The organism is Pseudomonas sp. AC355 (assembly GCF_979258205.1).
Map to the genome: position 1 here is coordinate 3848716 of NZ_OZ409843.1, position 21102 is coordinate 3869817.

Consider the following 21102-nt stretch of genomic DNA (forward strand, 5'->3'; position numbering starts at 1 on the left):
GCAGAGTAAAAGTATTTCGTATACGAAAACAAATGGCCGTAATGACCCATCTATTTTCCGTTGTTGGGCGTTATGCCCGGGTCAGGTCGCCGGCGAACCGGCAGTTTAAATCTTCAACAAGCCTTACAGCTTCAGCTCCACCGGCCAGGTATCCGACAGGCGATAGCCCGTTGGCCAGGGATCGCTCGGGTCGAGCAGGTGCTGGTGAGTGCCGGTGATCCACGCGCGGCCGGATAGGCAGGGGTAGATCGCCGGGCGGCCAGCCACGTCGGTCAGTGAGTCGATGCGGCAGTGGAATTCGGAACCGATGATCGAGCGACCGATGAAGCGTTCGCCCACTGCCAACTGACCCTTGGCATGCAGCACTGCCATGCGCGCCGAGCAGCCGGTGCCGCAGGGTGAGCGGTCGATCTTGCCGGGACGGATGACCACCGCATTGGCGCCCGTGGCAATGCCGTTCTCGTGAACCACCGGAGCGGCGATCTGGCAAAAGGAGATATGGCTCCAGTCCGGGTTCAGCGGGTGCTGGAAACCGAGCTGCTCGTTGGCGGCTTTGGTGATGCGCAGGCCCACGGCGACCAGATCGGCTGCCTCATCGGCCTGGATGGCGAAACCCAGGTGGCGCGCATCGGCGATGACGAAGCTGTCACCGCCGTAGGCGGTATCGACCTGCAGCGACCCCAGGCCTTCGACCTCGATCCAGGCGTCGAGCTTGTCGGCGAACGACGGTACGTTCTTCACCTCGACCCGCTCGGCCTTCCCGTCGCGACAGTCGGCAATCACTTCCACCAGGCCGCCGGGTGCTTCCAGGGTCAGGAAGGTCTGCGGCTCGGTCATCGGCAGGATGCCGCTGTCCAGCAGCACGGTGGCCACGCACAGCGAGTTGGAACCGGACATCGGCGGCACATCGGCCGGCTCCATGATGATCCAGCCCATCTGCGCCTTGGGGTTCTTCGCCGGCACCAGCAGGTTGACGTGACGGAACACGCCGCCGCGCGGTTCGTTGAGCAGGAAGTTACGCAGGAAGTCGTCCTGTTCGATCCAGCGCGACTGCTGCCACAGGGTATCGCCAGGTGGTGGCGCGACGCCGCCGACGATAACGTCGCCGACCTCACCTTCGGCATGGCAGCTGACCACATGGATGACTTTGCTGGAGCGCACGGGGCAGTCCTCTTTAGTGAACCGACTTGAGGAAGTCGGCGGTTTCCGGTTTTTGCGGGTTGCCGAGCACCTGCTCGGGCGCGCCGATCTCGTGTACCAGGCCGTTGCGGAAGAACGCCACACGGTCGGACACGTCACGGGCGAAGCGAATCTCGTGGGTCACCAGCACCATGGTCATGCCGTCTTCGGCGAGCATGCGCATGGTGTCGAGCACTTCGCCGACCAGCTGCGGGTCGAGGGCGCTGGTGGCCTCGTCGAACAGCATGTAATCGGGGCTCATGGCCAGGGCGCGGGCGATCGCCATCCGCTGCTGCTGGCCGCCGGACAGCTTGCCGGGAAACACCTTGAGCTTGTCGGCCAGGCCCACGTGGGTCAGTTGCTGCACGGCGATGGCCTCGGCTTCCTGCTTGCTAAGACCGAGTACCTTGCGCGGCGCCAGCATGACGTTTTCCAGCACCGTCAGGTGCGGGAAGGCATTCCACTGCTGAAACACGATGCCGATCTTCTGCCGCAGCTTGTTGATGTCGGTGCCTGGCGCATGCACTTCAGTGCCGTCGACGCGAATGCTGCCACTCTTGATCGACTCCAGGCCGTTGATGCACATCAGCAGGGTCGATTTGCCGGAGCCGGAGCCGCCGATGATCGACACCACTTCACCTTTGTTCACGGTCAGGCTGACGCCCTTGATCACTTCGAGCTCGCCGAAGGATTTGTATACGTTGTCGATCTCAATCATTTTCCTGCCACCTTCTTTCCAGACGGGCGCCAAGGCGGGCGACCACCAGGCTCATGACGTAGTAGATGAGGCCGGCGATGCACAGCACCAGCAGCGGCTCTTGAATGCGTGTGACGATGGTTTGCGAGGCGCGCAGCAGCTCGACGATGCCGATCCACATCACCAGCGCGGTGTCCTTCATCACGCTGAGCACCAGGTTCAGCCAGCCGGGGAAGGCCACCCGCGTGGCCATCGGCAGAACGATGTAGCGCAGGTCCTGCAGATAACTCAGGCCCAGGGAGCGGCTGGCGCGGCGCAAGGTGAATGGCACCGACAGCACACCGGCCCGCACGATCTCGGTGAAGTAGGCGGCGGCGTAGATGCCCAGCACGATGCAGCCCACCGCGAAGGCGCTGATATCGATGCCGGCGATGCTCTTGAACGAGTTGAACAGCACGAACTGGATGAGCAGTGGCACGCTGCGAAACACGTCGAGTACCCAGGCCAGCGGCAGGGTGGCGCGGGGCAGCAGGGCACGCAGCAGGCCGAACAGCAGGCCGGCGAAGGAGCCCAGCAGGATGGCCCAGAAGGTCAGCTGCAGGGTGACCCAGGCACCGTCGAGCAGGTAGAGGAAATCGTTCCAGGTGAAGCTGGTATCGAACATGTGGGTGCTTCCTCAGTAACGGAACAGGCGCCAGGCCAGCAGCCGGGCAACCGCTACGATCGCCTTGGCGATCAGGTAATACAGCACCGCCGCGATGGCGAAGAACTCGAAGGTGCGGAAGGTCTTGACGTTGTAGTCCTGGGTGACGCCGGTGAGGTCGTTGTTGAGGCCGACGATCACCCCCAGCGAGGTCATCAGCACGGCCCAGACCATCTGGTTGGTCAGGGGGTAGAAGACGATGCGCAGCAGCTGCGGCACGACGATCATCCGGTAGGCCTGAAAGGCGCTCATGCCCAGCGAGCGTGCGGCACGCACCTGGGTGTCGGGCACGGCCTTGAGGCCACCGCGGAAGTTTTCCGCCAGGTAACCGGCGTTGTTGAAGGTGATGCCGGCCAGCAGCGCGATCCAGGAGCTGACATGCAGGCCCAGCGAGCCCAGGCCGAAGTACAGGATGTAGATCTGGAACAGCGACGGCGTGTTGCGCGCAATCGACACCCAGGTGTTGGCGAAGCCGCGGGCAACGGGGTTCTTCACTTCGCGCATCACCGTCAGGGCGAGGGCGATGAGTACGCCGAAGATCATCGACAGGGCGGCCGTCTCGAAGGTCACCCAGGCGCCGGCGAGCATGTCGGGCAGAGCCTTGAATGCCTGGCGCCAATGGAAGGTGTAGTCAAACATGCGTGGGGTTCTCCACAGGGGAAGCCGGTTGCAGCCAGCGTGGCAGACGGCCGCTGGCCTGGCCCGAACAGGCGGCGTCGACGCACTCGGCCAGACTGGCGAAGTGCACCGAACGGCCTACCAGCCCTGGCGCGTAATGGGCGTATTTGCTCGAATTGGTCATCAGGGTGCGGCAAGTGGTCGGCACCACCGGCTCGCCGAGCATGCACCAACAGGTGTCGGTCACCAGCGTCGCTCCGAAGGCCTCCAGTACGGTGAGGTAACCAGCCACGCGGGCCTGCTCGTGAATCGCCCGGCCGCAGGTGATCACCAGGCTCACCTGAGCGTGCTTGCTGCGGCCCGCGCACAGGTGCGCGAGGTGGGCGAATTCGCTGAGCGAGAAATGCGGATTACCGAGCGCGATCAGCCCTACCTCGGCGTCATCAGCGCTGTTGAGTTCGTCCCAGCTGCGACGCAGATCGGCGAGGGTGACCTGCTCGATGGGCGCCGACTGACCGCTGTGGATAACGTTCTGCGGGTGCTTGGCTTCCGGCGTCACCCCGGCGATATGAAACAGCGGTGCTGCCGAACTGGTGGCGAAGGCGGCGCCAAAGGCCTTGAGATCGTCCAGGCTCGGCTGGGCCTTCTCCAGGCCGAGTACCAGCGGAATGCCGCTGCCGCAGAGCAGGCCGACGTGATAGCCGAGCAGCGGGTAAAAGGCATCATCCAGCTCGGCGAGCTCTGGCAGCTGGATCTGCAGGCTGGCCATGCGGTGTTCGTCGAGGTGACAGCCGACCTTGGGTGCGCGGCCGGTGAGGGCGATGCAGATATCCAGGTAATCGGGATATTTGAGGGTACGTGCCCCGAGCACGCTGTTGGCGTAGACCACTGCGTTGGACTCGGCCCAGACGATCTGCTCGCCCTCGGCCGGCGCGCTGTCCAGCAGGTAGGGCGCACAGGTGAAACTGAGCTGGGCGCCCATGGCCATGTAGGCATCGCCGAGTGCACTGGCCGGTTCGCCGAATGCGGCATCGATGCCCAGTGCACGCCAGCGGCGCTGATCCACGGAAATCGAGTTGAGGGTGGTCGGTACTCGCACCTTGGCTCCCCAGGCCACCAGTTGCTCGGCGAAGCGCAGGCTGGCCGGGCCGGTGTAGATGCAGCCGTCGATATGCGCCTGGGTGACATCCAGCAGTTCGCTGGCGCCCTGCAGGTCTGCCATGCGCAGCACCAGCTGCATGGCCACTTGTGCAGCCTTGCCCTGCCTACCGTCGAGCAGGGCACGGTCGCTTTCGCTCAATTGCAGGGCGCTGGTGAACAGCGGCTGCTGATGTCTTGAAGCCACACCTGTCGGCCGTGCATCGGCGGGGCGCTGTGGATAAAGTTGCAGCTGCTCACCGTCGAGGCGGGCGTAAGCCTGGCCACGCAAGCGGGTGAAGGCTTCGTGACCGATGCACAGCACGGCAATGGAACGCTGGAACAGCAGTTCAGCCACCAGCACGCCCAGCGTGAGGATCTCGTCGGCCTCGGCGAGCACCAGGGCGCTAGGCGCGTGCTCGCCGCTGAGCAGCTCCATCATCACGCTGCTGCCGGTGCAGGAGCCGCGGCCGCTGGGAATCGCCAGTACGCGGCCCGCCAGATGCTGGCCACTGAGCGGGTGATGCCGGTCGATCACCTCGCCCGTGAACGGGTCGACACCGCCCCAGAAACTCAGGCCCATCTCGGCGAACAGCAACTCACCCTCGGCGCACCCGGCGACCAGGCTGCGGCCCTGAATGGCGCAGGCTGGCAGGTGGGTCGAGGCACGGTCAGCGACTGTTGGCATCGATGGCTCCAGGCGTGAATAAAAAGCCCGGCGCCATGGGGCGCGCGAGCATGAAATCGTGGGTGTTGCAGGTATATAAACGTCGGGTGGGTCGGGCCACGCGGGTTAGGCGCTGCGCCTCAACCCACCCTACGAATAGCGGTTGATCAGTAGTACACGCCCGGCACGGTCAGGTTGGCCGGTTTGATTTCGTCGCCGACCCACTTCTTCCACAGCTCGTCGTAACGGCCGCTGCGTACCTGTTGGTTGACGAACAGGTTGAGGTAGTTGATCAGGCCGTACTCGTCACGCTTGGCTGCGAGCGACACGTAGTCGACGACGTAGGGCGCATCACCGACCACTTTCAGGCCTTTGTACTTGCCGGACTTGAGGGTGGCAGCGGCTACGGTGTTGGTGACCACGGTGGCGGCGATGTGGCCCTGAGCGACAGCGAGGATGGTGTCGTTCTGCGACTGGTACGCGCGGAAGCTGCCGTCGCCCCAGGCTTTCACGTCCTTCTCGAGAGCGATGGCTTCGTAGGTGCCGCTGGTGTTACCCACGGCCTTGCCCTTGAGGTCTTCGTATTTGCTGATCCCGGTGTCGTCGCGGGTCAGCACGACCATCTGGAAGGCGAAGTAAGGCACGGTCAGGCCTACGGTCTTGGCGCGCTCCAGGGTGTCAGAGGTGGAGGCGACGATCACGTCGGCACGGCCGGAAACCAGCGCAGGAATACGATCCGGGAACGGTGTTTCCACCACTTCGGCATCGACGCCGAGCACTTTCGCCAGATCGTTGCAGTAGTCGACGTCGAAGCCGATCGGCTGGTTCTTGTCGTCACGCGAGCCCATGGGCGGGAAATCCAGGGTTACCGCGCAACGCAGCTTGCCGGATTCGATGATCGAGTCGAGTTTGTCGGCGTGTGCGGTGCCGATCAGGGTGGTGCTAAGTACTGCGCTGAGGGCTACGGCAAAAGCGGGGTTTTTCATAGGAGCCTCGAAACTGTGCAGACAATCGTTATAGGAAATTTCGTATACGATATTTCATATGCAACGGCTGTGCCTGTTCTGACGCTTTCTGTGCAAGCCCCTATGGATGGTGGGTTGAGCGGGAATAAGGGGGAACCAGCGGTTATTACGAGAAGCGGGATGTTACAGATGGGAGCAATGCTGCCTCACCGGCGCCCCATTTCGGAACACTAGTCGGTATCAGCCATTATGCGAGTCGCGAAACTGGCTGGGTGTCAGCCCGGTCAGCGCCCTGAACTGGCGGCTGAAGGCACTGTGATCGGTGTAACCGCAGCGCAGGGCGATCTCGGTGATCGGCAGATCCTGCAGCAGCAGGCGGCTGGCCTCGCCGAGGCGCGCCTTGTGGATCATCTGCCGCGGGGTGAGCTGGAAGATGCGTTTGCAGTGGCGCTCCAGTTGCGCCACCGACAGCCCGGCCAGTTCGGTCAGCTCGGCCAGGCTGATCGGCCGGGCGAAGTGCTCGCGGATATGCGCGTCCACCGCCGCCAGCTTCGGATAGGCCGGGTGGCTCGATTGCGGTAGTTGCACGTCCCGGGAAATACCGGCCACCCCGATGATCTCACCTGCAGGGTTGCGCAACGCCAGTTTATGGGTCAGGCACCAGACGGGCTGATTGCCGTAATAGAGGTGCAGCTCCAGCTGGTCGGCAAGATGGCTGCCGTCCGTGAGTACCCGCCGATCCTGCGCCGTGTAGGAGGGCCCGAAGTTAGCCGGAAACACCTGTTCGGCGGTCATCCCGAGCAGCTTGGCCTTGCTCTTGAAGCCCAGCCGCTGCGTCAGTGTCTGGTTGACCAACGCGTAGCGCGCTTGCGTGTCCTTGATGAAAAACACCACCTCGGGCATGGCATCGAGCAACGGCTCGATCTGCCGGAGGCTGGCGATCAACGCAGGTAAGTCTTGATGTAGAGCGGCGGGCAGCAGAGTTTGCATGGCGAGTGGTGGCTGATCAGAAGGCGCTGAGCCTAGCGCGTCGGATTGACGCAGGAAAATGTACCGTTTGGTTAATTTACGGGTGCGACTCGTTCCGTTTCGGTGCACACTGGCACGCATACCAATTATTACAAACAGTATCGGCGACTATCCTTAGGGGTAGCGGCGTCGATGCTGTGTCTCTGTGTTCGTGAAAAACAGGATAAAACGATGAATGATGGTAAAGGTGCCCCGCGCGGCACACGTGCACTATTGCTGATCGTCGGCGTGTTGATCGCCTTGGTCGGCGTTGTCTTGCTCGGCGGCGGTGCATATCTGGCCAGCCTCGGCGGCAGTTGGTACTTCCTGCTCATGGGCCTGGCCGTGCTGGCCAGCGGCGCGCTGATCGCCGCGCGCAAACCCTCGGGCGCCTGGCTGTTCGCCTTGGCGCTGCTCGGTACCGTGATTTGGGCACTGGTCGATGTCGGCCTGGTGTTCTGGCCACTGTTCTCACGCCTGTTCACCTTTGGTGTGATCGCCCTGGTCGTCGCGCTGATCTACCCGACCCTGAAGAAGGCAGCCGGTGATCGCGGCGGGCGTGGCGGCTATGCGCTGGCCGCTGTGCTGGCGGTGGCGCTGATCGCCAGCTTCAGCGGCACCTTCGTGGCTCACCCCAGCGTGGCGGCGAGCGGCGATGGCCCGGCCGTGCAGCCGGTCGACCCGACCCAGGCGCAGAAGAACTGGGAGCATTACGGTAATACCGCTGGCGGTAGCCGTTTCGCCGCGCTTGATCAGATCACCCGTGCCAACGTGAAGGATCTGCAGGTCGCCTGGACGTATCACACCGGCGACGTGGCGGAGAGTAACGGCAATGGTGCCGAAGATCAGCTCACCCCACTGCAGGTGGGTGACAAGGTGTTCATCTGCACACCACACAACAACATCATCGCCCTCAATGCCGATACCGGCAGCGAGCTGTGGCGCAACGACATCAACGCCCAGTCTTCGGTCTGGCAGCGTTGCCGTGGCCTGGCCTACTTCGACGCCGATGCACCGCTGCAGCAGCCCGAGGCCGAGGGTGCCGTTGCGGTGCCGACCGTGGCCATCGCCGAAGGCGCCAATTGCCGTCGTCGTCTGCTGACCAATACCATCGACGCCCGCCTGATCGCGGTAGACGCCGACACCGGCGCACTTTGCGAAGGCTTCGGCGAGAATGGCCAGGTCGACCTTAAGGCCGGTCTGGGCGCTGCGCCGGATCCGCATTACCAACTCACCTCGCCGCCGCTGTTGGCCGGTACCACCGTCGTGGTGGGTGGGCGCGTAGCCGACAACGTGCAGACCGACATGCCTGGCGGCGTGATCCGCGGCTTCGATGTGGTCACTGGCGCCATGCGCTGGGCGTTCGACCCCGGCAATCCCGATGATCGTCAGGCTCCGTCCGCTGACCAGACCTACGTGCGCAGCACGCCGAACTCGTGGGCGCCGATGTCCTACGATCCGGCGATGAATACCGTGTTTCTGCCCATGGGCAGCCCGTCCACCGATCTTTATGGTGCCGAGCGTACCGAGCTGAATCACAAGTACGGCGCCTCGATCCTCGCCCTGGACGCCACCACTGGTGCGGAAAAGTGGGTCTACCAGACCGTGCACAACGACCTCTGGGACTTCGACCTGCCTATGCAGCCCAGCCTGATCGATTTCCCCAAGGCCGACGGCAGCAAAGTGCCAGCCGTGGTGATTGGCACCAAGGCCGGGCAGATCTTCGTGCTCGACCGTGCTACCGGCCAACCGCTGACTGAAGTCGCTGACGTAACGGTCAAGGCGGCGGACATCAAAGGTGAGCAGTACGTACTCAAGCAGCCGCTGTCGGTGGGTATGCCGCAGATCGGTGCGCAGACGCTGACCGAGTCGGACATGTGGGGCGCCACGCCGTTCGACCAGATGCTGTGCCGCATCAACTTCAAGCAGATGCGTTACGAGGGCCTTTACACCGCACCGGGCACCGATGTGTCGCTCAGCTTCCCAGGCTCCCTGGGCGGGATGAACTGGGGTGGCCTGTCCACCGACCCGGTCAATGACTACATCTTCGTCAACGACATGCGTCTTGGCTTGTGGGTGCAGATGACCCCGGCAGAGAATCGCGGCGCGGCCTCGTCGGGCGGTGAAGCCGTCAACACCGGCATGGGTGCTGTACCGCTCAAGGGCACGCCCTATGCGGTCAACAAGAACCGCTTCCTGTCGCTGGCTGGCATTCCTTGCCAGGCGCCGCCGTTCGGCACGTTGACTGCCATCGACATGAAGACCCAGAAGATCGCCTGGCAGGTGCCGGTCGGTACTGTGGAAGACACCGGTCCGCTGGGCATCAAGATGCGTCTGCCTATGCCGGTTGGTATGCCGACCCTGGGCGGCTCGCTGGCCACCCAGTCCGGCCTGGTATTCTTCGCCGGCACGCAGGACTACTACATGCGCGCCTTCGATAGCGGCACCGGCAAGGAAGTCTGGAAACAGCGCCTGCCGGTGGGTAGCCAAGGCACGCCAATGACCTACGTGTCGCCGAAGACTGGCAAGCAGTTCATCGTGGTTACCGCTGGCGGCGCCCGTCAGTCGCCGGATCGCGGTGACTACGTGATCGCCTACGCATTGCCGTAAGTTCGTCTGTACGGTAATCGAGGCCGCATCGCCCGAAAGGGGATGCGGCCTTTTTCATGCCTGCGATTCGGGTGGCTGAAATTCATGGCTGGAGCACATGAGTTATCCACACCCTGTAGAAGCCCCGCCCACGGGGCGAAGCGATTATGGTCACCCAACAGAATCTGTAGCGCGCCTGCTATTCGCCGCGGGGTCGCGGCTCCTACAGAACCGCGAAAGGTTCTCATACCTGTAGAAGCCCCGCCCTCGGGGCGAAGTGATTTTGGCCATCCAGCAGAATCTGCGGAGCGCCAGACATTCGCCGCGTACAGGAGCGCGAGATGCCGTAACAATCAGTAGTAGCCCGCTTGCGGGCGATGCGGTGGTGGCCATCAGTAGGTGCGTGTTATTGCCGGCAAGCTGGCTCCTACGAGGGTGCGTGAGTTATCCACATCGGCTCACTTCCGGGCTACGGAGCGATTCCAGGCGCATTTGGATATGAAGAGGAAGCGGGCCGTAGCCATGGGAGGGAGAAAAGACTGAACGCCAGAAAGCAGAAAGGGGAGCCGAGGCTCCCCTAAATTTTGTTCGAATCATCGTTCTTATTAGTGCTACCGGCCTTTTGTTCTTGTTTTAGCCGCGGCCCCCAAAGGGGGCCAAGAGCGAACGGATTTGTTTGGACGCTGATGTTGCCGTGATCCTGAGATCCAACCCGTCTGTCGCTGCCTTACAAAGCAGTTTTATTCTTCTCGACCCGGTTGCGGTACAAGCCCGAGGGCGGTCCTCTCCAAAGAAATCAGTTAGCTGCGTCTCTGCGTTTTTGTCTTTCTTATGCTAAAGCCGTTGTTTTGTTCTTGTTATCAGATGTGTCTTGTTATTTTTGTTGTGCGGAACATAGAGCATATCCTGTGCCAATTTTAGAATATCTATATTTTTCAATTGTTTAGTGATTTATGGTTTTTGCGTAACGGTTTTCAGCTGCTGAAAGCGTTACCGCACTACTCGGTTTGTTACCGTTTGATGGAGCACTGGAACACCTTTTTACAAATGAGATTCATTTCTACGGCTGGGCGCTCTGGGTCGCGCTTTCCAGTTGCATCAGGGTTTCGATTCGAGTCGGGCCGAAAGGTGGGCGGGGCGCCGCAGGCTGCCAATTGAACAGGTATTGGGTGGCCGCGCCGCAGATCCGGCCCTGGCAGGCACCCATTCCGCAGCGGGTCGCCAGCTTCGCTTCGCGCCAGCTACTGTGCGCGGCTACGGCGGCGTAGGGTACGTCCTCGCAGCGGCATAGCAGGGTATCTGGCTCGGCCAGGTGTTTGAGTGCTGGGTCGAGGGCAAATCGCTTGTTCAACTCGTCGGCAAAGCGCTGCCAGCGCGCGCGTCCTTTCCACAAGTGTTGCGCAGCCTCACGGTTACCGGCTGCGGCATGGCCGGCGATGCTGCCCTCGACCAGGGCCAGCTCGCTGCCGCCGAAGCCGGTGCACTCGCCTGCGGCGTAGATACCGCTCGCATCGGTGGCCTGCCAGGCATCCACCTTGATGGCGTTGTTACCCAGCGCACAGCCAAGGGCCTGCCCCAGTTGCACGTTGGCAATCAGGCCGAAACCGCAGGCGAGGCGCTCGCACTCCAGCTCTTCGATCTTGCCGCCGCGCTGCAGGCGTACGCCCTCCAGGCGATCCTTGCCCAGTGCGGCGACGATCCGGGTGCCAGGGCGGTAACCGCCGTCGAACAGGCTGAAGGACTGCAACAGCTTGTGCGGCCAGCGCGGCAGCTGCATGGCGAAGGCGGCGACTGCGCCTGCCGATGCCTGCTCGGCGATGCGCAGCACCTTGGCGCCGTTGTGCTTCGCTGTACCCGCGCTGGCCAGCAGCAGCGGGCCGCTGCCGGCGATCACGATGCGTTCATCGGCTACCGGCAGCCCGCCCTTGATCAGCGCCTGCAGGCCACCGGCACCGGTAACACCGGGCAATGTCCAGCCGGGAAACGGCAGTAACAACTCCCGCGCACCGGTACACAGGATCAGCTTGCGGTAGGCGATCACCCAGCCGCGCTCGGGATCTTCCACCAGCAGTGCATGGCTGCCGGATCGTGCCACCACGCGAGTGGCGGCGTGACGCTGGATATTGCGGTGCGCATCCACCGCATCGCGCAGGCGGCGGGCCTGGGCGGGGATGCTGGCCTGAGCGCCGTCCCGCCAGATTTGCCCACCGGGCAGCGGGTTATCGTCGAGCAGCACCACCTGCGCGCCATCGTTGGCGGCGGCCAGCGCTGCCGACAGGCCCGCCGGGCCGGCACCGATGATCAGTACTTCCGTCTGTTCGCTCATGGTCGCGTCTCCACACGCATACCATCCCGGCACAGAGTCTGGCAGGCCAGGCGGCGCAGGCCGTCTATGGTCACCCGGCATTCCTGGCAGACGCCCATGCCGCACAGTGGCGCACGGCGCTGGCCGCTGACCGAGGTACGTGCGCTGCCATCACCGCCCAACGCCAGCGCTGCGGCAACCGTGGTGCCCGGCGCTACGCTGAGCAGGCGGCCATCTAGATGCAGGTCAGGCATGGGCGGGGTCTCCAGCTTGGCTCAGGTAACGTCGCGGCGAATATGCCGCCGCAGGAATGGGCTCGGCCTCGTTGAACAGCATTGCGGCCAGTAGATCGGCAGTACCCGGCGCAGCGGTAACACCCAGTCCTTCGTGGCCGACCGCCAGCCACAGGCCGGGCTGCGCGGGGTGTTCGCCAATCAGCGGCATGCCGTCTGGCGTGGCAGCACGAAAGCCCGCCCAGGCGCGGATGCCATTGAGTTGCGCCAGACCTGGCGCATAGCTCGCGGCATGCTTGAGCATGCGTGCCAGCAACCAGCCCTCGACTTCGGGATCCAAGGTATCGAACTGCCTGGAGGTGCCGATGAACAGTTGGCCCGTGGGCCGCGGCTGAATATTGCAGGCCACCGAGGCACCGCTGCTGTTGTGCACGCTGGTCAGGTAACTCAGCTCGGTGATGGTATGGGTGACCGGATGCGGGTAGCGATCGGTGATCAACAGATGGCCTTTCTTCGGCGCGATGGGCAACTCCGGACACAATTCCACGGCCTGTATGCCATTGGCGAGCACCACGGCATCGGCGCTCAGCCAACTGCCGTCTTCGAGACGCACACGGTTGCCATCCAGCTCTGTGACCCTGGCGCGGCGTTGCGTGATGCCTGGTACATCGAGCATCCAGCGGGCGGTGTTCGGTGCGTAGAGAATACCGTCGTCGGGCAGGCGCAGGGCACCGTGCAGGCCGTCGCGCAGGATCGGCTCCATACCCTGCAGGGCGTGTCCGGGCACCATCTCGCAGCGAATTCCCTCGGCACGCAGGTTGACGCTCTTGGCTTCCGCAGCCGCCAGTTCCTGCTCGTTGGCGGCCAGCCACAGCGTGCCGTTGTTACGGTAGGCGCAGTCGTCCGGTAATTGCGGGCCCAGCTCGCGCCAGCGGCGCACCGAGTAACGGCTGATGTCGAGTTCGGCCTGGTTGTCATCGAGCACCAGCAAGTGCCCCATGCCGGCAGCGGTGGCTCCGTGCAGACCGGCATCGATCACCAGCACTTGCTGGCCACGGCGGGCCAATTCGCGGGCGCAGGCAGCGCCGATGATGCCGGCGCCGATGACGATCACATCAGCGACCCGCGTCGGATTCACGGGCGAATGCCCCAGGCGAACGGGTCGTCCTGTTCGAGCAGCAGGGTCGCCTCGGCGCTGATATTGGCGCGACCGCGGATGGTCGGAATCACCTTGTCGTCCTGCCATTCGAACGAGCCGTCGAACACGCTGCCGATCACGCTGGCCTGACGCCAGATCTCACCGGGTTGCAGCTTGCCATCGGCGGCCAGGCAGGCCAGCTTGGCGCTGGTGCCGGTGCCGCAGGGCGAGCGGTCGTAGGCCTTGCCGGGGCACAGCACGAAGTTCCTGCTGTCTGCTCGCAGCGAAGCTGCTGCGCTCGATGATGCTGCGTTGGGAGCTGGCGAAAAATGCTCATTTACAGCCAGTAAACTGCGCTTTTTCGCCAGTTCCCGCCTTGCCTCCTCTTCGCTCGCGACGCTTGGCTGCGAGCCTTCCTGCTGTTCATCTTCTGCAAACAGCTCGATGTGGTCGATAAGGCCGCCGTCCTCGCCACGAACGCCCTGATCCTCGAGCGCTTTCTGTACCGCGTAGGTGTAAGCGGTGAGGGCTTCGACGTTGTCACCGGCGATGCGCTGGCCGTGATCGGCGATCAGGAAGAACCAGTTGCCGCCCCAGGCGATATCGCCCTGCACTGAGCCGTAGCCCGGCACCTGCAGTTCGACGGCCTGGCGGTAACGGTAGGACGGCACGTTGCGCACACTGACCGAGCGATCTTCATGCAGGGTCGCCTCGACCGTGCCCACCGGCGTCTCGATCTTGTGCACGCCAGCGCGGATGCGGCCCATGTGTGCCAGCGATACCACCAGGCCGATGGTGCCGTGCCCGCACATACCGAGGTAGCCGGTGTTGTTGAAGAAGATCACTCCGGCACAGGCGCTGGGATCGACGGGCTCGCAGAGCAGGGCGCCAACCAGCACGTCATTGCCGCGCGGCTCGAGAATGCAGGCGGCGCGCCAGGCATCGTGCTCGCTGGCCAGCAGCTGTTTGCGCTCAGCCATGCTGCCCTTGCCGAGATCAGGAAAGCCGCTGACCACCAGCCGGGTCGGCTCGCCGCCGGTATGGGAGTCGATCACTTCGATGCGTTTCATGGGAGCTGTGCCTGTGTGCCGTTTGAGTGGCTACAGCGTGACGCGAGGCGTGCTGCCGCGGCTTGAAGGATTTGCGCGAGGACGATGACGAAATCGGCATAGTGCTCCAGGTCATCGCCTGGCAGACATTTGTTGCGCCTCGCCTAGGGTGAGCGACCGTAACAAGGCGCTAGCTGACGTTTGTTGTGGGGAGGTGAGCAGATCGCTCCTCAGGCTCTGCATGCTGAACTTCAGCGAATAAAGTGCACCTTGCCCGTGTCGTCGCTGCCCATGTAGATCCCGTAGCTGCCGGTTTCGCGTTCGGCGATGTAGCGTTCGAGGATCTGGCGGATGGCCGGGTAGTAGATCTGCTCCCAGGGAATATCCTCGGGGGCGAAGAAGCGGCGGGCCAGGGTTTCGCTGCCGAAGTAGCCGGTGTCGTGCAGCAGCTGGGCGCGGAAGATCAGGTACACCTCGCTGATCGAGGGCACGCTGAAGATCGAATAGGGGCAGAGGATTTCGGCGACCACACCGGCTTCCTCGCGCACTTCACGCAGCGCCGCCTCTTCGGTGGTTTCGCCGTTCTCCATGAACCCTGCGGGCAGTGTCCAGGTACCGACGCGCGGCGCGATGGCGCGTTGGCAGAGCAGATAGCGGCCGTCCTGCTCGATGATACAGCCGGTGATGATCTTGGGGTTTTCGTAGTGGATATACCCGCAGCCGGCACATACCAGCCTCGAGTGGTCGTCGCCGGCCGGACGGCGCCGTTCCAGCGTCGCGCCGCCGCATTGCTGACAGAAGCGCGGGCTGGGCATGGGGGTCAGCGCCCGATACGCGGGTCTTTCAGACCGATGGGGGCAACGATGTCACGCGCCTTGGCACCTTCCTGTTTGGCTTCCAGGTATTCCAGGGCGACCTTGGCCGCGGCACGCACGTGATCGACCGACGCCTGATGAGCGGCCAGTGGATCGCCACTCTTGATCGCCTCGACCATGCGCTCCATTTCTTCGTTACTGGTGCTGCGGCGATTGGTCTGCGATACCGAGGTGGCGCGCAGATAGCTGATACGCGCCTGCAACTGACGCAGCTGGGTGGCGGCGATGTCGTTGCCCGAGCCTTCCATCAGCACGTTGTAGAACTCCTGCACCGACTCCAGCACCTCCGGCAGCTCGCCCTCTTCGAGGGTTTTGCGGTTGTTCTCCAGAGCGCGTTCCAGGGCGCGGATGTCCTTGGCGCGTGCGCGCAGGGTGAACAGCTGAACGATCATGCCTTCCAGTACACAGCGCAACTCGTAGAGATCGCAGGCGTCTTCCAGGGTGATGATCGCCACGCGCGGGCCCTTGGCGTCGGCGAACTCCACCAGGCCTTCGGACTCCAGATGGCGCAGCGCTTCGCGCACCGAGGTACGGCTGACCCCCAGCCGATCGCACAGATCGCGCTCCACCAGGCGGTCACCGGGCAGCAGCTGGAAGTTCATGATGGCGCTGCGCAGCTTGTCCAGAACGATCTCCCGCAGGGTCACGGGGTTGCGGTTGACCTTGAAGCTATCGTCGATCGGCTGGCGTTTCATGGTTAGGGCTCGAGTTATAGGTATGGGATCACTCAAACTATGCCTCGCCCTGCTGGGTCTCGGCATCCGCTTCGGCGAAAGCCTCACGGGCGATGCGGAAGCTGTCGACTGCGGCAGGCACGCCGCAGTAGATGCCGACCTGCAGCAGAATCTCGCGAATCTGCTCGCGGCTGAGGCCGTTGCGCAGGGCGCCGCGAATGTGCAGCTTCAGCTCGTGCGGGCGATTGAGCGCGGAAATCATGGCCAAGTTTATCATGCTGCGTTCCTGCATCGATAAGCCTTCACGGCCCCACACATGCCCCCAGCAGTATTCGGTGACCAGCTCCTGCAGCGGGCGGTTGAAGTCGTCGGCGTTCTCTATCGAGCGCTTCACGTAATCCTCGCCCAGTACCTGGGTACGAATCTGCAGCCCCTTCTCGTACTTGTCGTTGCTCATGCTGTCACCTCCGTTCAACGATCGCCGATCAGGCCGATCTGAGTTTCAGGTAATCATCGATGCCGCTGCAGGCGGTCTGCATGTCGCTAAGTGCAGTGGCCTGTGAAGAAGGCAGCGCAAAGGGCTGCAAATACCTTAGGTGAAAGCGGGTAGGGGGCCGAGTTTGCCGCGGTGATAGATCATCGGCACCGTGGCGACTTCAGGCAGAATCAGGTTTTTCACTGCGCCGACCATGATGGCGTGGTCACCGCCGTCATACTCACGCCACAGCTCGCACTCGATGATCGCGGCGGCGTTTTTCAGCAGTGGGTTGCCTTGCTCGCTCAGTGTCCATTCGATGCCCGCGGCCTTTTCCTTGCCCTTGCCCGCGAAGGCATAGGCTTCGGCCTGTTGCTCGGCGGACAGCAGGTGAATCGCGAAGCGCTTGCTGTCGCGCAGCACCGGGTAGGAGTCGGAGGCGTAGTTGGGGCAGAACAGCACCAGCGCCGGGTCGATCGACAGCGCGCTGAAGGCGCTGGCGGTGATGCCGACGATGCCGCCATCCGGGCCCAGGGTGGTGACGATGGTCACCCCCGAAGGGAAGGCGGCCATGACGGATTTGTACAGTCCGGGTTCGATCATTTGTACTTTCCTCGATGCGCTCAGCGCATCACGAACGGGTCGGGCATCGGCGCTTGCGACAGGTTGATCCACACCGTTTTCAGTTCGGTGTAGGCGAGTACCGAGTCGATGCCGCTTTCACGGCCGTAGCCGCTGTTCTTGAAACCACCGATCGGCGCCATGGCCGATACGGCACGGTAGGTGTTGACCCATATGATGCCTGATCGCACGCCCTTGGCCAGGCGATGGGCGCGGCCAAGGTCGCGAGTCCAGATGCCGGCAGCAAGGCCGAACTGCGAGTCGTTGGCCATGGCTAGGGCGTCGGCTTCGTCCTTGAAACGAATCACCGAGGCGACCGGGCCGAAGACTTCTTCCTGCATGATGGTCATCGAGTGGTCGTCGCACTCGAACAGGGTCGGCTCGTAATACCAGCCTTCGCCGTCGACCTGAGGGCGTTTGCCACCCAGGCGCAACGTCGCGCCCTCGGCGACGGCAGTGGCGACCAGACGCTCGACCACGGCCAGTTGCTGAGCGGTGGCCATGGGGCCCATCTCGCTGGCATCGTCCTGCGGGTTGCCGATGCGGATGCGCTTGGCGCGCTCGACCAGGCGTTCGACGAATTCATCGTAGATGCTGTCCTGCACCAGCAGCCGCGACCCGGCCACGCAACTCTGCCCGGAGGCGGCGTAGATGCCGGCGACCACACCATTCACGGCGCTGTCGAGATCAGCGTCGGCGAAGATGATGTTCGGCGATTTGCCGCCCAGCTCCAGCGACAGCTTGGCGAAGTTCTCCGCACTGGCGCGCACCACATGGCGTGCGGTGGCGGCGCCGCCGGTGAAGGCGATCTTGCGTACCAGCGGGTGACTGGTCAGCGCCGCACCGGTGGTCGGCCCGTAGCCGGTTACCACGTTGACCACGCCGGCCGGAAAGCCCGCCTCCAGAGCCAGGCGAGCCAGTTCGAGGATGGTTGCCGAGGCATGCTCCGAGGGTTTGAGCACCATGGTGTTGCCCGCCGCCAGGGCTGGCGCGAGCTTGATGGCGGTCAGGTACAGCGGGCTGTTCCAGGGAATGATCCCGGCTACCACGCCAATCGGCTCGTGGGTGGTGTAGGCGAACATGTCCGGCTTGTCGAGGGGCAGGGTGCCGCCTTCGAGCTTGTCGGCCAGGCCTGCGGTGTAGTGGAAGAACTCCGGCAGATAGCCGACCTGGCCGCGGGTTTCGCGGATCAGCTTGCCGTTGTCACGGCTCTCCAGCTGGGCCAGGGCTTCCTTGTTCTCGGCGATCAGGTCGCCGAGACGACGCAGCAGTTTGCCCCGTGCAGTGGCGCTCAGGTTGCGCCAGACCGGGTTGTCGAACGCTGCCTGAGCGGCCTGCACAGCGCGCTCGACGTCTTCGCCGGCAGCATCCGGAAGCACTGCCCAGGCCTGAGCGCGCGCCGGGTCGAGGCTCTCGAAGGTCTTGCCGGACTGCGCGTCGACCCACTGGCCGTCAATGCACATCTGATAGCGTGCGAGTGTCATGCGACGATCCCCTTTGCAGTGTTCTGCAGCTGGCTGGCTTCTCTGAGGAATTCCAGCAGCATCTGGTTGACCAGGCGCGGTGATTCCACCGGCATCATATGCCGTTGTTCGGCCAGCACCACGGCCCTGGCACCTAGAATGCACTGCGCCAGCTGTTCGGCCATCTGCGGCGTCGAGCCCGGATCGAGCTCGCCGGTGGCGATCAGCGTTGGCACGCGGATCTCGGCCAGATCGTCGGCGCGATACATGTCCTGAGTGGCGAACAGCGTATAGGTGGTCAGATAGCCCTGGGCATCATTGCCGGCCAGGGTCTGGCGGATGGCGGCGATCTGCGCCGGGTTGGCAGCCTGGTACTCACGGCTGAACCAGCGTGACAGCGCCGCTTCGGCATTGGCGTCAGGGCCATGTTCGGCGGCCTGGGCCGTGCGCTCGATAACGCCTGCACGCTGTTCCAGGCTGCGGTTGAACACGCTGTTGAGTACCACCAGGGCGGCGATGCGCTGCGGGTAGTGCAGCGCGAAGGCGCGAGCCACTAAACCGCCCATGGAAAAGCCGATCACCGTGGCCTGCTGCTGGCCGAGGTGATCGAGCAGTTCACGCAACTGGTCGGCGTAACCGGCCAGGTCGGTGTCTGCTGCCGGGCGTGGGCTATCGCCATGGCCGAGCATGTCATAGACGATGACCTGGAAATGCTGGGCCAGGCCAACCACCTGGCCGCCCCACATGTCCTTGGTCAGGCCGACGCCGTGGATCAACACCACGGGCTGGCCCTGGCCGATCACCCGGTAACTGGTGCCGGCGGGGGTGCGTTCAGCGAGATGCCGAATCATGGCCTGCTCCCGATCACTGCGCCTTCTCGGCGGCCAGTTCTTCCAGATCGATGTAACGGTTACCGATACGCGGATGCAGGCGGCCACCGTTGGCGGCACCCAGTACCACGATGATTTCGTCGGCACGCGGTGCATCTTCGATCTGCATTTCCAGGGTGATGTAGTGCGAACGCAGGCCTTCATCGTCCTTGTGCATCATCGGAATCTGGATCGAAGTGCCTGGGCCGCCACGCTTGTTGGTGAAGCTCAGGTAGCTCTTGGCCTTGACCGCTTCGCGGTAGTGATTGCCGAAGCGCAGGGTGTGGATAACTGCGGAGGCGTGCTCGATTTCACCATCGGCACCGACCACGGCAGCCTTGCCGTAGGCCTCGATCTTGTCGGCACCGCCGACGGCGGCGGTCAGGCGTGCGACCATCAGTTCACCCAGCTCGGAGCAGTTGGCCTTGATCACTGGCTTGAGGTCTTCGACGAAGCCGTTGCCAACCCACGGGTTCTTGATCACGACGGCCAGGCCGACCATGGTGACCGGCTTGTCGGTAGCCTTGCCGCCTTCGATCAGGGTTTCTTCTACATAGCTGACGATCTTGCGAATCTCGAAACTCATGACAGCTCCTTTGGCTGGGTGGTGTTGAGTATTATGGTATACCAGAATACGCAATATGCAAGCATCTCTGAAAGTCAGGCACAGCGCCGCCTTGGCAGCAATCAGGGAGAGCGCCAGCTAGTTAAAAATGGTTGTTTTAGGCAGGGATGAATTGCAGATGCATGATGGTTCCCACGCTCCGCATGAGAACCCAGCCTGGGGCGCTCTGCGCCCCGACCGTTATCACTTCACTAGCGGTGAATCGGACGCGCAGCATCCTGCCGAGGCGTTCCCACGCGGAGCGTGAGGAACGATCAGCTTGCGGCCTTGATGGTTACCACTCTCCCAGTGTGCCTCAGCGCCAGTTGTGGCTGGCGCAAGCCACTGCGTCATGGGCATGCAGGCTTTCTGCATGGGTGACCTGGATATGCAAGCCGCTGACGCCTGACATTACCCGAACCGCCTCATGCAGGCGGCGGGCGGCGTCCTCGCAGAACATCAGATTTTGGCCGTTGGCCAGGGCGAAGGCTTGCTCGTCAGCGCGTTTGACGGCGGTCTGCACGGCGGTACCCAGGGCAGCCTCCGAGCGCTCGAGCAGTTCGATGAAGGGCAGGGCGTCAGCATCGCTTTCCAGGCGAATCCGAATCTGTGCATCGCTGCGTTGGCTGTGCGGTGTGGCGACGATGCCGGAACTGCTGCCCAGCCAGGCATGCATCTGCTCGAAATCCGGCGTGCGCTCGGCGAAGTCGTCGCTGAAGCGCTGCTGGATCAGTTGCCGCGCCAGGGCCGCCGAGCAGGGGCAGGTCGAGGAGTAATTCACCTGCAAACCCAGCTCCAGATGAAAACCGCCCGGGTCGAGGTGCGAGCGGATGGTCAGTGGGTAGGCCTTGTAGCCGGACAGTGGGCTGACCAGTGCTGGCCGCTCGATCAGCCACTCACCGCGCAGATCCAGGTGTGCGCATAGCGACAGACCCTGGTGGCTGTCCAGAAAGCTTTGCAGCACCTGGCGCAACGAGGCGGGCGACAGCGGTTCGCGCTGCAAGTGGGCCAGCGCCAGATACAGGCGTGACATGTGGATGCCGCGTGTCTGGCCGTCGTCCAGGCTCACGCCGGCATCGACCCTTGCGCTGATGACCTGTTCCCCTATCCGCACGGGCAGAGCAATGCCGCGCATGCCGACCCAGTCGAGGGTGGCGGCTGAGTTGGCGATGCGCTGTGCGGCGATATCGGGCAGGTTGGTCTGGAGGCTCATTGATCACCTTTGCTTGGCGT

At 63.4% G+C, this 21102-nt stretch carries 20 protein-coding genes; 1 reads left to right on the forward strand and 19 read right to left on the reverse strand.

Translation table 11 applies throughout. From position 1 onward, the window contains the following. Window positions 1–123 precede the first annotated feature (123 nt). The 7 genes from ACZ0AI_RS18045 to ACZ0AI_RS18075 form a co-directional block, all read right to left on the reverse strand. Entirely contained in the window at window positions 124–1161 is a 1038-nt protein-coding gene (locus ACZ0AI_RS18045) for a trans-3-hydroxy-L-proline dehydratase (RefSeq protein ID WP_463563053.1), read from the reverse strand. Between the two features lie 13 nt (window positions 1162–1174). Beyond that, the gene (locus ACZ0AI_RS18050) at window positions 1175–1897 is read right to left on the reverse strand and encodes an amino acid ABC transporter ATP-binding protein (protein WP_463563054.1); all 723 of its coding nucleotides are present in this window, start codon (window positions 1895–1897) and stop codon (window positions 1175–1177) included. Further along, entirely contained in the window at window positions 1890–2540 is a 651-nt protein-coding gene (locus ACZ0AI_RS18055; protein WP_225836974.1) for an amino acid ABC transporter permease, read from the reverse strand. The genes ACZ0AI_RS18050 and ACZ0AI_RS18055 overlap by 8 nt, the downstream gene beginning before the upstream one ends. 12 nt (window positions 2541–2552) lie before the next feature. Then, window positions 2553–3218, reverse strand: a complete 666-nt coding sequence (locus tag ACZ0AI_RS18060; protein ID WP_463563055.1) for an amino acid ABC transporter permease — start codon at window positions 3216–3218, stop codon at window positions 2553–2555. Further along, a complete protein-coding gene (gene lhpI / locus ACZ0AI_RS18065; protein ID WP_463563056.1) occupies window positions 3211–5022 on the reverse strand; it encodes a cis-3-hydroxy-L-proline dehydratase in 1812 nt (603 codons plus the stop codon). The genes ACZ0AI_RS18060 and lhpI overlap by 8 nt, the downstream gene beginning before the upstream one ends. Before the next feature lie 146 nt (window positions 5023–5168). After that, on the reverse strand, window positions 5169–5987 hold the full coding sequence (locus ACZ0AI_RS18070) for an ABC transporter substrate-binding protein (RefSeq protein ID WP_225836978.1): 819 nt from the start codon (window positions 5985–5987) through the stop codon (window positions 5169–5171). Between the two features lie 219 nt (window positions 5988–6206). Beyond that, window positions 6207–6956 (reverse strand): AraC family transcriptional regulator, encoded by a 750-nt coding sequence (locus ACZ0AI_RS18075; RefSeq protein ID WP_463563057.1) that lies wholly within the window; start codon window positions 6954–6956, stop codon window positions 6207–6209. A gap of 210 nt (window positions 6957–7166) precedes the next feature. Between ACZ0AI_RS18075 and ACZ0AI_RS18080 the strand changes: the two genes are divergently transcribed. Continuing rightward, window positions 7167–9584 (forward strand): glucose/quinate/shikimate family membrane-bound PQQ-dependent dehydrogenase, encoded by a 2418-nt coding sequence (locus tag ACZ0AI_RS18080; RefSeq protein WP_463563058.1) that lies wholly within the window; start codon window positions 7167–7169, stop codon window positions 9582–9584. 1039 nt (window positions 9585–10623) lie between these two features. Here the strand turns inward: ACZ0AI_RS18080 and ACZ0AI_RS18085 are convergent. The 12 genes from ACZ0AI_RS18085 to folE2 form a co-directional block, all read right to left on the reverse strand. Further along, on the reverse strand, window positions 10624–11889 hold the full coding sequence (locus ACZ0AI_RS18085) for an FAD-dependent oxidoreductase (protein WP_463563059.1): 1266 nt from the start codon (window positions 11887–11889) through the stop codon (window positions 10624–10626). Further along, a complete protein-coding gene (locus ACZ0AI_RS18090) occupies window positions 11886–12122 on the reverse strand; it encodes a (2Fe-2S)-binding protein (RefSeq protein ID WP_463563060.1) in 237 nt (78 codons plus the stop codon). Before ACZ0AI_RS18090 ends, ACZ0AI_RS18085 begins: the two co-directional genes overlap by 4 nt. After that, complete coding sequence (locus tag ACZ0AI_RS18095) at window positions 12115–13239, reverse strand: NAD(P)/FAD-dependent oxidoreductase (protein ID WP_463563061.1); 1125 nt, start codon at window positions 13237–13239, stop codon at window positions 12115–12117. Before ACZ0AI_RS18095 ends, ACZ0AI_RS18090 begins: the two co-directional genes overlap by 8 nt. Then, the gene (locus ACZ0AI_RS18100; RefSeq protein WP_463563062.1) at window positions 13236–14309 is read right to left on the reverse strand and encodes a proline racemase family protein; all 1074 of its coding nucleotides are present in this window, start codon (window positions 14307–14309) and stop codon (window positions 13236–13238) included. The genes ACZ0AI_RS18095 and ACZ0AI_RS18100 overlap by 4 nt, the downstream gene beginning before the upstream one ends. A gap of 230 nt (window positions 14310–14539) precedes the next feature. Beyond that, window positions 14540–15103, reverse strand: a complete 564-nt coding sequence (locus ACZ0AI_RS18105) for an NUDIX hydrolase (protein ID WP_463563063.1) — start codon at window positions 15101–15103, stop codon at window positions 14540–14542. Between the two features lie 5 nt (window positions 15104–15108). Beyond that, window positions 15109–15858: a GntR family transcriptional regulator gene (locus ACZ0AI_RS18110; protein WP_463563064.1), complete on the reverse strand. Its 750-nt coding sequence runs from the start codon at window positions 15856–15858 to the stop codon at window positions 15109–15111. A 37-nt stretch (window positions 15859–15895) separates the two neighbouring features. Next, window positions 15896–16294 (reverse strand): carboxymuconolactone decarboxylase family protein, encoded by a 399-nt coding sequence (locus ACZ0AI_RS18115; RefSeq protein ID WP_463563065.1) that lies wholly within the window; start codon window positions 16292–16294, stop codon window positions 15896–15898. Window positions 16295–16429: 135 nt separating this feature from the next. Continuing rightward, on the reverse strand, window positions 16430–16915 hold the full coding sequence (locus ACZ0AI_RS18120; protein ID WP_463563066.1) for a flavin reductase family protein: 486 nt from the start codon (window positions 16913–16915) through the stop codon (window positions 16430–16432). Window positions 16916–16935: 20 nt separating this feature from the next. Beyond that, window positions 16936–18417, reverse strand: a complete 1482-nt coding sequence (locus tag ACZ0AI_RS18125; protein ID WP_463563067.1) for an aldehyde dehydrogenase — start codon at window positions 18415–18417, stop codon at window positions 16936–16938. Continuing rightward, window positions 18414–19247, reverse strand: a complete 834-nt coding sequence (locus ACZ0AI_RS18130) for an alpha/beta fold hydrolase (protein ID WP_463563068.1) — start codon at window positions 19245–19247, stop codon at window positions 18414–18416. Before ACZ0AI_RS18130 ends, ACZ0AI_RS18125 begins: the two co-directional genes overlap by 4 nt. A gap of 13 nt (window positions 19248–19260) precedes the next feature. Next, window positions 19261–19851 carry an amino acid synthesis family protein gene (locus ACZ0AI_RS18135; RefSeq protein WP_463563069.1) on the reverse strand — a complete coding sequence of 197 codons (591 nt, stop codon included), beginning with the start codon at window positions 19849–19851 and terminating at the stop codon, window positions 19261–19263. Between the two features lie 334 nt (window positions 19852–20185). Next, window positions 20186–21082 (reverse strand): GTP cyclohydrolase FolE2, encoded by an 897-nt coding sequence (folE2, locus tag ACZ0AI_RS18140; RefSeq protein WP_463563070.1) that lies wholly within the window; start codon window positions 21080–21082, stop codon window positions 20186–20188. Between the last annotated feature and the right edge of the window lie 20 nt (window positions 21083–21102).